Annotated in this window: 13 protein-coding genes; all 13 read left to right on the forward strand. The window is 47.5% G+C overall.

The window, feature by feature from the left end; all coding sequences use genetic code 11:
• The first annotated feature begins 167 nt into the window (after positions 1–167).
• The 13 genes from AC4G47_RS11050 (at position 168) to dinG (ending at position 12,923) form a co-directional block, all read left to right on the forward strand.
• Complete coding sequence (locus AC4G47_RS11050) at positions 168–497, forward strand: nucleotide pyrophosphohydrolase (RefSeq protein WP_017687732.1); 330 nt, start codon at positions 168–170, stop codon at positions 495–497.
• Between the two features lie 50 nt (positions 498–547).
• Positions 548–1,072, forward strand: coding sequence for a tetratricopeptide repeat protein (locus AC4G47_RS11055; protein ID WP_458123073.1), 525 nt, complete (start codon positions 548–550; stop codon positions 1,070–1,072).
• An 81-nt stretch (positions 1,073–1,153) separates the two neighbouring features.
• A complete protein-coding gene (gene dapB, locus AC4G47_RS11060) occupies positions 1,154–1,957 on the forward strand; it encodes a 4-hydroxy-tetrahydrodipicolinate reductase (protein WP_145322440.1) in 804 nt (267 codons plus the stop codon).
• A gap of 11 nt (positions 1,958–1,968) precedes the next feature.
• A complete protein-coding gene (gene mgsA / locus AC4G47_RS11065) occupies positions 1,969–2,409 on the forward strand; it encodes a methylglyoxal synthase (protein ID WP_491106011.1) in 441 nt (146 codons plus the stop codon).
• On the forward strand, positions 2,406–3,107 hold the full coding sequence (bshB1, locus tag AC4G47_RS11070; RefSeq protein ID WP_491106012.1) for a bacillithiol biosynthesis deacetylase BshB1: 702 nt from the start codon (positions 2,406–2,408) through the stop codon (positions 3,105–3,107). Before mgsA ends, bshB1 begins: the two co-directional genes overlap by 4 nt.
• A gap of 96 nt (positions 3,108–3,203) precedes the next feature.
• Complete coding sequence (gene bshA, locus AC4G47_RS11075; RefSeq protein WP_458123071.1) at positions 3,204–4,364, forward strand: N-acetyl-alpha-D-glucosaminyl L-malate synthase BshA; 1,161 nt, start codon at positions 3,204–3,206, stop codon at positions 4,362–4,364.
• A gap of 62 nt (positions 4,365–4,426) precedes the next feature.
• On the forward strand, positions 4,427–5,725 hold the full coding sequence (locus tag AC4G47_RS11080; protein ID WP_491106013.1) for a CCA tRNA nucleotidyltransferase: 1,299 nt from the start codon (positions 4,427–4,429) through the stop codon (positions 5,723–5,725).
• The gene (locus AC4G47_RS11085) at positions 5,712–6,689 is read left to right on the forward strand and encodes a biotin--[acetyl-CoA-carboxylase] ligase (RefSeq protein ID WP_491106014.1); all 978 of its coding nucleotides are present in this window, start codon (positions 5,712–5,714) and stop codon (positions 6,687–6,689) included. The genes AC4G47_RS11080 and AC4G47_RS11085 overlap by 14 nt, the downstream gene beginning before the upstream one ends.
• Positions 6,690–7,032: 343 nt before the next feature.
• Positions 7,033–7,908, forward strand: a complete 876-nt coding sequence (gene panB / locus AC4G47_RS11090; RefSeq protein WP_491106015.1) for a 3-methyl-2-oxobutanoate hydroxymethyltransferase — start codon at positions 7,033–7,035, stop codon at positions 7,906–7,908.
• On the forward strand, positions 7,905–8,801 hold the full coding sequence (gene panC, locus AC4G47_RS11095; RefSeq protein ID WP_491106016.1) for a pantoate--beta-alanine ligase: 897 nt from the start codon (positions 7,905–7,907) through the stop codon (positions 8,799–8,801). Before panB ends, panC begins: the two co-directional genes overlap by 4 nt.
• Entirely contained in the window at positions 8,794–9,177 is a 384-nt protein-coding gene (gene panD, locus AC4G47_RS11100; protein ID WP_017687742.1) for an aspartate 1-decarboxylase, read from the forward strand. Before panC ends, panD begins: the two co-directional genes overlap by 8 nt.
• Before the next feature lie 93 nt (positions 9,178–9,270).
• Positions 9,271–9,918 (forward strand): tetratricopeptide repeat protein, encoded by a 648-nt coding sequence (locus tag AC4G47_RS11105; protein ID WP_458123066.1) that lies wholly within the window; start codon positions 9,271–9,273, stop codon positions 9,916–9,918.
• Positions 9,919–10,061: 143 nt separating this feature from the next.
• Complete coding sequence (gene dinG, locus AC4G47_RS11110; protein ID WP_491106017.1) at positions 10,062–12,923, forward strand: ATP-dependent DNA helicase DinG; 2,862 nt, start codon at positions 10,062–10,064, stop codon at positions 12,921–12,923.
• Positions 12,924–13,080: the final 157 nt, after the last annotated feature.

A 13,080-nucleotide genomic window follows, 5' to 3' on the forward strand; every position in this document is an offset into this window, starting at 1 on the left:
CCCTCACTGTAGATGAATTAGAATGAGAAGCAGTCATTCCCATCCTAGTATACCTGTTTATTGATTCTTTAAAAATGATTTGTCGCTGATGATGGTGGAAGTGAATCTAAATAACTGATATTATTAGGAACAAATACGACATCATTTCAAAAGGAGAATCCGTTCTCATGGAGAAAAGCATCGCAGAAATGCAGCGTGAGGTTGATCAGTATATCTCCCAGTTCAAGGAGGGATATTTCAGTCCTCTGGCCATGTTGGCCCGGATGTCTGAAGAGGTTGGAGAGCTTGCCAGGGAAGTGAATCACGAATTCGGTGAGAAGCCCAAAAAGTCTTCCGAAGCCGCCAATTCCATTGAACTTGAGCTCGGAGATATTTTATTTATCACGATTTGTTTTGCGAACTCGCTGGGTATTGATCTGGCTGAGGCGCACGATAAAGTCATGCATAAATTTAACACCCGCGATGCCAATCGGTGGACTCCCAAAAACACCGATTAGGCGTAGATTACATATGCTGTACCATCACCCGATCGGGGAGGGTCAGCTTAATGATGAAACCGGAAGAATATATGCAGCAGGCTTATCGCTGTATATTACAAAATGATTTTGAGCAGGCCATTCGTTGGTTCGAATCAGCCATTCATGCTCATCCGCAACATGCGGAGTTATATTATCGCTGTTCCATTACCCACGCACGCAGCAATCATCTGGTTCCGGCGCTTGAATATGCACGCAAGGCGGTTGAAATGTCGGCAGGAACAGAGGAATATATTTTGCACCTGCAGACATTGGAAGCGAAACAATTGACCTCCAGAGCCAAGCTGTTGTTGGAGCAGGCGGGTATTGCAACACAGGAGCGTTATGTGGAAGCGTCTACGCTGTTGAAAGAAGCGGTGAGACTTGATCCTCTTTCAGTAGAAGCTCATGTCATGCTTGCACTGGCTTACAGTGACTTAAATGAATTTGATTGTGCAATTCAGGCGTTGCGTGAGGCCATTTTGTTGGACCCGCATAACGGACAACTGCATCAGATGTTACAGGAAATCAAGCAACGCATGAAATCTATTCAATAAGAATTCATTTCACAAGGATATCCCAGTCAGTTGAAATGGATTCAACCATATGATCCAATATAGCGAGGAGATGCAGTCAAGATGAGTGAAGTAATAAGAGTTGCGGTGATCGGAGCGGCTGGTCGAATGGGCCGTGAAGTCGTGAAATTGGTACTTCAGGACCCGGAACTGGAGCTTGCAGCTGCAGTCAACCGCTCCGGAGCGGGCACCGATGCCGGAACACTGGTTGGTTTGCCAGAGTGTGGAGTACTGGTGACTGATGATATTGAAATGGCCTTTGCCGAGACAAAACCGCAGGTAATGGTTGATTTTACAGTGCCACAATATGCTTTTGCACATACTGAGATCGCGATCCGTCATGGAGTCAGACCTGTCATGGGTGTTACCGGCTTCACGCCGGAGCAGATCGAACAGTTGGACAAGCAGTGTCAGGACAAAGGAATCGGAGGGCTCATTGCCCCTAACTTCTCGATCGGTGCCATCTTGATGATGCGATTCGCAGCACAGGCTGCCAAGCATATGCCGAATGTGGAGATTATTGAATATCACGGAGATCAGAAGCTGGATGCTCCTTCAGGAACAGCGATCAAAACAGCGGAACTGATTGCTGCTAATCGCGAAGAACTTCGTCAAGGTAATCCGAATGAGGAAGAAACGATTGAAGGATCACGCGGTGGTTATTACAATGGCTTCCGAATTCACAGTGTACGACTACCTGGCGTATTTGCGCAGCAGGAAGTGGTTTTCGGAGATTATGGCCAGTCGCTTAAAATTCGGCATGACTCCTATGAGCGTGCAGGGTATATGCCTGGTGTTAAGATAGGCGTACAAAAGGTTATGGAATATACAGGACTCATCTACGGATTTGATCACTTTATCGACTAAAGGAGATTGTCATGTTGAAAATAGCATTTATCGCCCATGATCGCAAAAAAGAAGAGATGGTTAACTTCGTGACGGCATATGAGCCTGTCTTTACAGACCATCAATTGTACTCGACTGGAACAACAGGGCTTCGTATTATGGAGGGAACATTGTTGCAGATTCATCGATTCGAATCGGGCCCATTGGGTGGAGATCAGCAGATTGGAGCCTTGGTTGCGCAAAATGAGATGGATCTGATTATTTTTCTGCGCGATCCACTGATGGCACAACCACACGAGCCGGATATTAATGCGTTGCTGCGTCTTTGTGATGTGCAGGGGATTCCACTTGCTACAAATATCGCAACTGCTGAAATCCTGGTTAAGGCTCTGGATCGTGGCGATTTTGGCTGGAGAGAGCTGGTACATAAATACAAGCCGGAGGCTGGACTGAATTCAGGTGATTCCGAATGAGTCTGGATATTCTCATCTTTGGAGCACATGCGGACGACGCGGAGATTGGTATGGCTGGAACCATTGCCAAACATACCGCTGCGGGATTGAAAGTAGGCGTATGTGATCTGACTCGGGCTGAGATGTCTTCCAACGGTACAGTAGAGCGCAGAACCGAGGAAGCGGAGAAAGCCTCCCGCGTCCTCGGTCTTTCGTGTCGAACGAACCTGGCTCTCCCTGATCGGGGATTATATCTCACGCCTGAGCATGTTCAGGCGGTAACGGCTGAGATACGCCGTCATGCCCCTCGGATGGTGTTTGCTCCCTATTGGGAAGATCGTCATCCGGATCATGTCAATTGCAGTAAGCTGGTGCAGGAGGCTGTATTTAATGCCAAGCTTCGGAACTACATGCCGGACATGCCTGCCGTGCAAGTGAAGGAACTCTATTTTTACTTTATTAATGACATTGGACCTACGGATTTGATTGTGGATATTACGGAACACTATGAGCAAAAAGAAACCTCGTTGCTCTGTTATCGTTCCCAATTCGAACTGGGAGACGGAGCGGTCTCCACTCCATTGAATCAAGGGTATATCGAACGTGTAAGAGCCCGTGATTCGTTGCTTGGACAACGCAGTCTCATCCCGTTTGCAGAAGGTTTTGCTACAATTACACCTTACGTGGTTCATCAATTTGGCACAGCTGCCAATAAATGATTTTACACTGTACGAGTTAATGAACGAATTGTTTCATTATTCCGTTGCATTTACATCAACCTGCATTACGCGGGAGATCAAAGGAGCGTCCACCGGATGGATCAAAAGTTAAAAATCGGCATTACCTGTTATCCGTCCCTCGGAGGGTCTGGCGTTGTCGCAACGGAGCTGGGCAAATTGCTTGCCGAACAGGGGCATCAGGTTCATTTTATTGCTAACAGTATCCCGTTCAGACTGGGTACATTCCAGAAAAATATTTTTTATCACGAAGTTGAAGTGAATGATTATTATGTTTTCCGTTATCCTCCTTATGATCTGTCACTCGCTACCAAGATGGCTCAGGTGGCCAAGTCACAGCAACTGGATCTGCTGCATGTTCACTATGCCGTGCCACACGCAGTATGTGCCTTTCTCGCGAAACAGATGGTAGGGGATGGCCTCAAAGTGGTTACCACGTTACATGGAACGGATATTACGGTTTTGGCTCAGGATGAATCTCTGAAGGATTTAATTCGTCTGGCCATTAATGAAAGTGACGCGGTCACTGCAGTATCACAAGATTTGATACGGGAAACGGTTGAACTGCTGGATATTCAGCGTCCAATCGATTTGACCTATAATTTTATTGATAAACGAATATATTATCCGCGGGATGCTGCCAGTCTGCGAAGAGACTTCGCAACGCCCGACGAAAAGATATTAATGCATATCTCCAACTTCCGACCAGTGAAACGAACTCAGGATGTGGTCGAGGTCTTCCGTCAGGTACAGGAGCAGGTTCCAGCCAAACTGCTATTCGTTGGCGAAGGGCCTGATTTGCCGAAGATGCAGTGGAAAATTAATGATCTCGGCTTGAATGATAAGGTTCATTTCCTTGGCAAACAGGATGATATCGCTCAGGTCATCTCCATGGCGGATGTGTTGATGCTTCCATCGGAGAAGGAAAGTTTCGGACTTGTGGCGCTCGAAGCAATGGCTTGCGGTGTACCCACAATCGGTTCACGGGCTGGAGGAATTCCGGAACTGGTCTTACATGGTAAGACGGGTTTCCTATCCGCAATCGGGGATACACAATCCATGGCCGAGAACACCATCCGTTTGTTAACGGATGACCGTTTGGCTGCGGAGTTCAGGGAGGCGTGTCTCCAGCGAGCGCATCATGATTTTTGCAATGATGCCATTCGGCATGAATATGAACAGATTTACTACCGGGTGCTGGGAAGGGAAGTTCCAAATCTGAAACCGGTTTGTGGTTAATCGTTTGCTTGGCGAAATCATACTGTGCATACCACAACAGGCAAGAGAAGAGGTGATATGTGGTGGTTCAATGGACACAGGTAGATCGTGAAATGGCAATTCAAAGTGAGAACGTACTCACAAAATTAAATGAACATGGCTACAAGGCATACTGGGTGGGCGGTTGTGTCCGTGATGAATTGCTGGGACGAGTTGTAGACGATATGGACATCACGACATCTGCTTCTCCTCAGCAAGTCATGGAACTGTTCGATGATTGCATTCCTACGGGCCTGCAGCATGGAACGGTGACAGTTCGCTCAGGCGGCTACTACTTTGAAGTTACCACGTTTCGAACAGAATCTGAATATCAGGATAACCGCAGACCTGCTGCGGTTCAATTTGTCCAAGATATTAAGGAAGACTTACAACGGCGTGACTTCACGATGAACGCTCTTGCCATGGACGTCACTGGGACGATTGTTGACCCCTTCGGTGGACAGGCAGATATTAAGGAAGAGCGAGTCAGATGTGTGGGCTCTGCGTTGGAACGGTTTGGTGAAGATGCACTGCGGATGCTTCGCTGTGTTCGGTTTGCTTCGGTATTTGATTTCAAAATCGCCCATAATACGTGGAAGGGTCTTGTAAGGCAGAAAGACCTGCTACAACATATAGCGATGGAACGGGTACGCACCGAGATGGTCAAAATGATGTCGGGACCGCATCCATTAAGAGGGTTGGAGCTGTTATACAGAAGTGATGCGCTTGCGCACATCAAAGCGCCAGTTAGCTCCGCCCGCTTCAACAAGACGTTGTTATCCAATCTGGAACAATTGTCAGGCGTGCATGTATTACTTCGGTGGTCACTTATCCTGATCACTGGCGGGTTTAGCAAAGATGAAGCAGATGTTTTATTACGTCAGTGGACATTCTCCAATGAACATCGCTCCCGGATAGCTGGGGTTCTTCAGGTGGAGCAGTTGATTCATTCATCAGTCCAGGAACAGAAGGACACGGCCAGTTTGCGATCCGATTGGATTGTTACTGTTCTGGCTTGCGGCGTTCAGGCTGCGGATGATTGGCTGCGGATACAGTCGCTGTTGCCAGCAGGATGGCGGAATCAGTCTGAACAGGCAGAAGTGCAAGTCATTTTGGTTCAAGACCTTGCTGCCGAATGGAGTCAATCGATCCCTGTGCATGACTTGAAAGAACTGGATATCACAGGTGAACAAGTGTTGCAGATGGTGCAGCGCAAAGGCGGACCTTGGTTGGGACAACTCATGAAACATTTGTTAAGAGAAACGGCGATTGGAACGATAGCGAATCAGCATGAAGCGCTAAGCGCAGAAGTGAAGCGGGTGGTTCAAGATGACCAAGCATGAAGATCTGTTACATATGTTATTAAATGCAGAAGGACGATTCGTATCGGGTGAGGAGATCAGCCGTAATCTGTCCATTAGTCGGACTGCTGTGTGGAAACATGTGAACAAGTTGCGTGACATGGGTTATGAGTTCGAGGCTGTATCCCGCAAAGGGTATCGTCTGGTTACCAAGCCGGACAGCATTGACGCTACTGCCCTTCAATTGGCACTGGACACAACCGTATTTGGCCGTAAGGCCATTCTGTTGACCTCGACCTTGTCTACCCAAGGGGATGTTCTGAAACTAGCTGAGCAGGGGCAGGCCGAAGGCGCTGTGGTCATTGCGGAAGAACAAACGGGAGGAAGAGGGCGCTTTGGTCGAAAGTGGTTCTCTCCTCCGGGTAAAGGAATCTGGATGAGCGTCCTGTTGCGCCCTGATTTACCACTTCAGCACACGCCGCAGCTTACTTTATTAGCAGGTGTGGCTGTATGTCGTGCGGTACGAGCTTGTACAGGAGCTGATGCAGGCATCAAGTGGCCAAATGATCTGTTGATTGATGGACGCAAGGTGTGTGGCATATTGCTTGAATCCACGGTGGAAGATCATGAAGTCAGATACTGTATTGCAGGTATAGGCGTGGACGTCAACTTTGATCCCGAGGATTATCCGGAAGATCTGACTACAATCGCTACTTCGCTCAAGATAGAGACGGGGCAACCTGTTGATCGCACCAAGCTCACGGCTGCCATTTTGACGGAATTGGAACAATTGTATTTTTTGTATCAAAAAGAAGGATTCGGTGTCATCTCAGCCCTTTGGGAGGCCCTGTCCGTATCGATGAATCGAGAGATTACAGTTACGAATCCTCAAGGTATCATTGAAGGGAAGGCAATCGGCTTGGACCCTTCTGGAGCACTTGTTGTGGAGAAACATAATGGAGAACATGTACTAGTCATCTCTGGTGAGGTCTCCTGGAAATCGTAGCAATTTGTCGAATTTTCACTGGTAAAATGAACATAAGACGTGAAGTTTGAGCAGAACTTTGGTATACTGTGTTCGTGAGGCGATATCGGCTGATACAGACCGAATTGCACTCCGGCAAAAGTAACCTTTGTTCTGCTTTGACGTGTTCTACAGAGGCAGACAGCAGTACAAGTATGAAATAAGTAAAGTGAGTTGTTGGATTCTGCTCTGAGCCGAAGAGGACCGAGACAGAAGGGACGATCGCAAGTGACTCTTTTTTGACTTTTCGGGACTTTTTAGTGGAAAACTAAAAGGTTTTTTTTGTTGCGTTTATTTGAAAAGAAGAAAGGAGCCATGAGAGAAAATGGCAAACAAACAAGCGTTGAATATTGTGAAAATGAAAAAATATAAGCAGGATGGTGTGCCGCTCAGTATGATCACGGCTTACGATTATCCGACAGCTCTCCTTGCAGAAGAGGCAGGTATCGATCTGATCCTGGTAGGGGATTCACTTGGCAATGTAGTGCTGGGATATAACTCCACTCTTCCGGTGACCATCGACGACATGGTGTACCACACACGTTCCGTAGTACGTGGGGCAGAGAAGACATTTATTGTGGCTGACATGCCTTTTATGACTTATCATGGCAGCGTGGATGAGACACTTAAAGGTGTACGTCGACTGATGCAAGAGGGGCATGCCCATGCGGTCAAAATGGAAGGCGGAGTCGAAATAGCGGACACCGTCAGAGCGGTCGTGCAAGCAGGTGTGCCTGTTCTTGGACATATCGGACTGACACCTCAATCGGTTAACCAGATCGGTGGTTACCGGATTCAGGGTAAAGATGCAGCGGATGCGAAACGCCTGATGGACGAAGCTAAAGCGCTCGAAGCGGCAGGTGCATTCGCTATCGTGCTTGAACTGGTTACGGAAGAAGTTGCTCGGGCCATCTCGGAGGAGCTGTCCATCCCTACCATTGGGATTGGAGCCGGGAGAGGTTGTGACGGTCAGGTGCTGGTATTCCACGATGTGGTTCAATATGCCTCTCCGTATACACCTAAACGTTTTGTCAAAACGTATGGAGATGTGGGAACATTAATCAGAACCAGCATCGAAGCTTACGTAAAGGAAGTTAAAGATCGTTCATTCCCGGCCGAGGAGCATGTGTTCAACGCTGCGGATGGTGTTCTCGATCAACTGTATGGACAACAAAAGGAAAAGGTGGAGAGTAACTCATGAAAGTAGTACGGACAATCGCAGAGTTAAGACAGGAGCTTAGCCTGAAGCGTCAAGCGATTCGGTCCAGTGCGTCCGTTGTAGGTCTGGTACCGACAATGGGGTATCTGCATCAAGGTCATGCAAGCTTGATGCAAGCAGCCAAACAACAGAGCGATGTCGTGGTATTGAGCATATTCGTTAATCCGATTCAATTTGGTCCAAATGAAGATTTTGACAGCTATCCGCGGGATGAAGCCAGAGATGTGGAAACGGCACGTTCACAAGGGGTTGATATCGTATTTATTCCCTCTGTTGAAGAGATGTATCCACAGGCAACGCAGACAACGGTATCTGTTTCACAATTGACTGAGCGCTTATGCGGCGCTTCCCGTCCAGGACATTTTGACGGGGTAACGACCGTAGTCTCCAAGCTGTTCAACATCGTACAGCCACAGCGTGCATTTTTCGGGATGAAAGACGCCCAGCAAGTTGCTGTCATTCAACAGATGGTGAATGATTTGAATATGCCTGTAGAAATTGTACCTTGTCCGATTGTTCGCGAAGAGGATGGCCTTGCCCTCAGTTCACGTAATGTCTATCTAAGTGCTGAACAGCGTACTCAGGCATTGGTTCTGTCAAAGGCACTGCGCGCAGCCCAGGAAGCGGCAGATACAGGTTTGGCTATAACCGCCGCAGACATCCGTCGTATCTTGCGTGAGCAGATTACAAGCTCACCGCTTGCCGTTATCGATTACGCAGAGATTCAGGCTTTCCCTAGTCTGGAGCCGTTCGCAGATCAGGAAGAAGTTCAAGGGCGTGACGATCTGCTTATCGCACTTGCCGTGAAATTCGGAAAAACAAGATTGATTGACAATATAAGGTTGCAAAAATCGGAGGTGCTGTCCCATGTTTAGAACACTTATGAAATCCAAAATTCACCGGGCTACGGTAACGGAAGCCAACTTGAACTATGTGGGTAGCATTACCATAGATGAGGATTTGATGGAAACATCCGATCTGATGGAAAACGAAAAAGTGCAAATTGTGAACAATAACAATGGTGCGCGTCTGGAAACTTATGTAATTCCAGGACCACGCGGTAGCGGGGTCATATGTCTTAACGGTGCAGCTGCACGTCTGGTACAGCCCGGAGATAACGTCATTATCATTTCTTACGCCATGATGTCTCAAGAAGAGGCAAATACTCACAAACCAACGGTTGTATTTGTAGATGGACAGAATAAACCTGTACAAACGATGAAGCAGGAAGTTCACGCAACAATTATGTAATCGACTGGTAAGGAGAATGAAATCGGCCCTTGAAGCAAAAAATGAGTACAGGTCACTGCACTAATCCATTTTTTCAAGGGTGGGGATGCATCGATGTTCCAGCATGTTTTCGCAGAAATGAACGACATGTTAGATGAAATTATCAAGAGCTATCCTTCCGCTGAAGGCCTGAACAAACAGGAATTGCTGCAAAAGTGGAACTTGCTTAAGCGGATGAGTGACGGAATGCTGGATGAATGGCTGATGTTTGAAGAGAAGATGAGCCAAGTGCGGGAGCGGGAGATGGATAAGCCCGCTTCCCTTGAACCTGAACAGGAAGCAGTCACCGCTCTGCCTGAACTCCATCTGGAATGTTTCAGTCGGGGGCAGGGTTATTTCAAGTTACAGATGTATCCGCAGGCGATCATGCAGTTCTCCCGGGTTGTGGCCGACCATCCGGAGAGTGCATTGACTCGTTTTTACCTGGCGCTCGCGTATCTGAATCTGGAACAAATGGCGGAAGCCGGGACACATTTGCAGCAGATCATGTACCTTAAGGGTTCTCCTCGCTTGAAAGGGCTTGTATGTAACGCCCTGGGCTGTATTCAAGCCAAGCTTGCGAATCCGGAAGCTGCATGTTCACTCTTTGCACAGGCCCTTCAGCATGACCCAACATTGACCGAACCACTGTACAACATGGAAGCTTGCAGGTTGAACAGAGGAAAATTGCAATATGCAAATCAGCTGACGACCCTCCATTAAAGGGGGTATTCGGCGACAAGAAAACGGTGTTCCCTCCTTTGGCATAGCGGCGGGGACACCGCTTTTTTGTCAGTTAATTTTCAAATCCCCTTTTTTTTGCTATGCTGTAACATAGACTGGAATGGAAGGGACCGTACATTGCAATGAAATTTGCCGTATTGGATTTCGAAACAACCGGCACGCAGTCCGACGGTGAGATTATACAAGCCGGACTTGCCATCATAGATCATGACTACAGCATAACTCAAATATATAGTTCTTATGTGAACCCTGGTGTACCGATTCCCCCGTTTATTTCGGGGTTAACGGGTATTACCGATGAAGATGTAGCGGACGCTCCATCACTCGAAGAGATGATGATGGAAATGGTTCCGCTGCTTAATGATGTGGTTCTTGTTGGACACAATGTAGCTTTTGATTTTCACTTTTTGCAGAATGCTCTCGACCGTTGCGGTTATTTACCGTTCACTGGTCGCATTCTGGACACGATTGATTTTCTGAAGATTACGTTCCCATCACTTGGTTCTTATCAACTCGGTTATGTATCTTCTGAATTTGGCTTTCAGCATGATCGCCCTCATCAGGCAGACAGTGATGCACTGGCGACAGCTTATGTGCTGCTCAAGTGTCTGGATGAGTTGAAGGAATTACCGCTCATAACGATTCAGCGGCTCAGTGACCTGTTTGCACCAGAAGACAGTGACTTGGGTTGGTTCTTGGACGGAATGCGCAGTGAGAAGGAATCAGAGCCGATTCAGGACCTGGACGGACATGCCTATTATCGTCAGCTTGCTCTTAATGTGAGTGATTGGACCGATATTGGTGCACCACGCGATGAGCGGGAGGGTAACCCCCTCGATGGTGTAAGCTTTGAACAGTTTATGGACCAGGTCCGAGAGAATCTGAAGGATACGCTGGATCATTATGAAGAGCGTGAGGCGCAGACTCAGATGTTCAGCAGTGTAAGGCAAGCCCTGGACGAAGAGAAACATCTCTTGATTGAGGCTGGAACAGGGACTGGTAAATCTCTGGGTTATCTATTACCTGCTATTTACGAAAGTGTGAAGCAAGAACAGAAAGTCATGGTCAGCACCCATACGATCAATCTGCAGGAGCAATTGAGAGAGCGGGACATTCCGATGCTGACTCAAGTGGTTCCGTTTCCGTTTAAGGCTGCTGTATTCAAAGGACGTGGACATTACCTCTGCCTGCGCAAATTTGAACACAAAATCAATAAACGTGAATTCGCTACCCCGAAAGAGGATTATTTCACAGCGGCTCAGATGATTGTCTGGCTTACGCAGACCGAAACCGGAGATGATGAGGAACTTAATCTTAGCGGACGCGGAGGAGACTTCTGGGAGACGGTACAGAGCGAATCCGAGTCCTGTCTGGGTAGATCCTGTCCATGGTTCCGCAAATGTTTCTACCATCGCGCCAAACATGAGGCAGGGTTGTCGGATATCGTAATTACGAATCACTCTAAATTATTTACGGATGTAAAAGCAGCGCATCAGTTACTGCCAGCCTATGAGAGTCTTGTGATCGATGAGGCACATCATCTGGAGGATGTCGCTGGTAAGCATCTTGGAATGCATATGAAATATTTTACCTTGGTTCATACACTGACTCGCCTGTTTAAAGACAGTCGTAATGGTCAGCTGCCTATGCTTCGTTCGCAGTTATCCGGGCATGAAAATTCGGTGCAATGGGGCTCAATGGTGGATCAGATGTTCCCACTCGCTCTTGAAGTTAAGGAGCTATGGGATCGAATGAGTGATGCCTTGTTCGGCCTTTTACCTGAACGAAGTGATGCTTCACCAGGAGAAACGGGGCAATTTTCCCTGCGTCTGAAGGCATCTCAGAAACCGGCCAAATGGCAGGAATTGCAGGATCTGGAGAACCAGATCTATGTGACATTAGGCGATTTGGTTCGCAAAGGGGACAAATTGCTGCTTGAGGTGAAAGAAGATCAGGATGATTATCAATCAGATAGCCTGATCACGGACATTACAGGTCTGCTGAAAGATCTGACCACATTGAAGGAGAATCTGCGGTTCTTCATGCGTATGGATGATGCCAAAACGGTGTACTGGATGGAAGCCAGCGGCCAGTTCCGCAGTAAATCTCTCCAGCTGTATGCCGTACCTGTAGATGTCAGTGCACAACTTAAGGATTTGTTTTTCGACAAAAAGAAAAGCGTTGTGCTTACATCGGCTACGCTCTCTGTAGATAAGTCATTCCAGTTCATGATTGAACAGCTTGGCTTGCAGGAAGCCTCCGAGAATAATCGGCTGTTAACGTCGATGCTGCCATCACCTTTCAATTATCGCGATCAGGCACTTCTGGTGATTCCGCGTGATTTTCCAAGTGTGAAAGGCAGTGTGGGTGATGCGCACTTTGTCAATATGCTGGTGCACTCACTCGCAGAGACTGCAATTGCCACTCGTGGACGCATGATGGTTCTGTTTACTTCATACAAGATGCTGCGACAGGTCTATGATCCGCTGAAGGAGGCTCTGTCTGGTAACGATATCTCTTTGCTGGGGCAAGGCGTTGACAGTGGAAGTCGCTCCAAATTGACTCGCAGGTTCCAGGAGGCAAAAGCTACGGTGCTTCTGGGCACAAGCAGCTTCTGGGAGGGTGTAGATATCCCGGGAGAAGCGCTAACCTGTCTCGCTATCGTGCGCCTGCCTTTCCAACCACCAAATCATCCGTTGGTGGAAGCCAAGAGTGAGTTGCTTCAGGAGCAAAAGAAAAATCCGTTCCTGAAACTGTCCGTGCCGCAAGCGGTCATTCGTTTCAAGCAAGGATTTGGCCGATTGGTGCGTACAGCGAAGGACAGAGGTATTGTCATTGTTTATGATACAAGGGTGATTGAAGCGTATTATGGTAAATTCTTCTTATATTCATTACCTGGTCCCAAAATGGAGCATATGCTCACAGAGCAGATGGTTCCACGAATTACCGAGTGGTTGGAAAAACCTGCTAAAGAACAAGAATAATCGGTTGTTTTGTTCGTTATATCATTGCATGACGCTACAGTTTGGCGTTAAACTTTATGAGATCTTTCGGATCAACACAGCTGCACGTAAGAACTTATAACCTAAATCACAAGGAGCATTCTGTATAAAAAGTCACTTCTATCTTTGAATTTATACA

The organism is Paenibacillus sp. Negev47, from assembly GCF_058313655.1.

What these genes read in the sequence shown, in the direction of transcription:
- panD (WP_017687742.1), top strand. Translation starts at nt 8,794, where the DNA reads ATGTTTAGAACACTTATGAAATCCAAAATTCACCGGGCTACGGTAACG.
- dinG (WP_491106017.1), top strand. Translation starts at nt 10,062, where the DNA reads ATGAAATTTGCCGTATTGGATTTCGAAACAACCGGCACGCAGTCCGAC.
- panB (WP_491106015.1), top strand. Translation starts at nt 7,033, where the DNA reads ATGGCAAACAAACAAGCGTTGAATATTGTGAAAATGAAAAAATATAAG.
- bshA (WP_458123071.1), top strand. Translation starts at nt 3,204, where the DNA reads ATGGATCAAAAGTTAAAAATCGGCATTACCTGTTATCCGTCCCTCGGA.
- bshB1 (WP_491106012.1), top strand. Translation starts at nt 2,406, where the DNA reads ATGAGTCTGGATATTCTCATCTTTGGAGCACATGCGGACGACGCGGAG.
- AC4G47_RS11085 (WP_491106014.1), top strand. Translation starts at nt 5,712, where the DNA reads ATGACCAAGCATGAAGATCTGTTACATATGTTATTAAATGCAGAAGGA.
- mgsA (WP_491106011.1), top strand. Translation starts at nt 1,969, where the DNA reads ATGTTGAAAATAGCATTTATCGCCCATGATCGCAAAAAAGAAGAGATG.
- AC4G47_RS11050 (WP_017687732.1), top strand. Translation starts at nt 168, where the DNA reads ATGGAGAAAAGCATCGCAGAAATGCAGCGTGAGGTTGATCAGTATATC.
- AC4G47_RS11105 (WP_458123066.1), top strand. Translation starts at nt 9,271, where the DNA reads ATGTTCCAGCATGTTTTCGCAGAAATGAACGACATGTTAGATGAAATT.
- dapB (WP_145322440.1), top strand. Translation starts at nt 1,154, where the DNA reads ATGAGTGAAGTAATAAGAGTTGCGGTGATCGGAGCGGCTGGTCGAATG.
- panC (WP_491106016.1), top strand. Translation starts at nt 7,905, where the DNA reads ATGAAAGTAGTACGGACAATCGCAGAGTTAAGACAGGAGCTTAGCCTG.
- AC4G47_RS11055 (WP_458123073.1), top strand. Translation starts at nt 548, where the DNA reads ATGATGAAACCGGAAGAATATATGCAGCAGGCTTATCGCTGTATATTA.